Here is a 1,083-nt window from a genome sequence, read left to right on the forward strand (position 1 = left end):
GCCTTCAACCGCCACGCGAACACGGGGATGTCGCTGCCGTCGTTCCACAACTCGAACGCGCCGATCTTCGCGATCCCCGCCGAGAGGAACTTCGCGACATCCTGCGAGGCCTGCTGCACCGCCGTGTACCCGTCGATGCCGAGCCGGAGGAACGCGTAGTACTGCAGCAGCACCTGCGCGCCCGGCCGCGAGAAGTTCAGCGCGAACGTCGGCATCTCGCCGCCGAGGTAACTCACCTTGAACACGAGGTCCTCCGGCAGCCACTTCGCCTCCCGCCAGACCACCCAGCCCAGGCCCGGGTAGACCAGCCCGTACTTGTGCCCCGAGGTGCTGATCGAGTGCACCCGCTCCAGGCGGAAGTCCCACACCGTGTCCGGCTGCAGGAACGGCGCGATCATCGCGCCCGACGCGCCGTCGACATGGATCGGGATGTCCAAGCCCGTCTTCGCCTGGATCGCGTCGAGCGCCTTCGAGATCTCATCGACCGGCTCGTACATGCCCGTGTACGTCACGCCCATGATCGCCACCACACCGATGGTGTTCTCATCGACGTACTGCTCCAGGCCATGACCGTCGAGCGTCTTGTGCTCCTCCGAGATCGGCACGAAGCGCGGCTCGACATCGAAGTAGTTGCAGAACTTCTCCCAGCACACCTGCACCGCACTCGACATGACGAGGTTCGGCGAACTCGTGTCCTTCCCCGCCGCACGGCGGGCCTGCTGCCAGCGGCGCTTGAACGCCAAGCCGCCGAGCATGCACGCCTCCGACGAGCCGATCGTCGACGTCCCGATCGCCGCGCTGGCGTCGGGCGCGTTCCAGAGGTTCGCGAGCATCCGCCAGCAGTTGTCCTCGATCGCCGCCGTCTGCGGATACTCGTCCTTGTCGATCATGTTCTTGTCGAACGAGTCCTCGTACAGCTTCTTGGCCTCGTCATCCATCCACGTACCGACGAACGTCGCGAGATTCAACCGCGAGTTCCCGTCGAGCATGATCTCGTCATGCACGATCTGATACGCCGTATCCGGCAGAGACTCGGCCTGCGGGATGCGGTGCCGCGCCGCGACCGTCGCCTCCCCCGGCCTC

Annotated in this window: 1 protein-coding gene; it reads right to left on the minus strand. The window is 65.7% G+C overall.

The genetic code is table 11. The features are described from left to right. Positions 1-1,083, minus strand: a 1,083-nt coding sequence (locus tag ACFWE1_RS17560) for a glutamate decarboxylase (protein ID WP_376934772.1), incomplete at both ends; no start/stop codon positions are given.

Source organism: Agromyces sp. NPDC060279, assembly GCF_042726785.1.
Taxonomy (GTDB): Bacteria; Actinomycetota; Actinomycetes; order Actinomycetales; family Microbacteriaceae; genus Agromyces.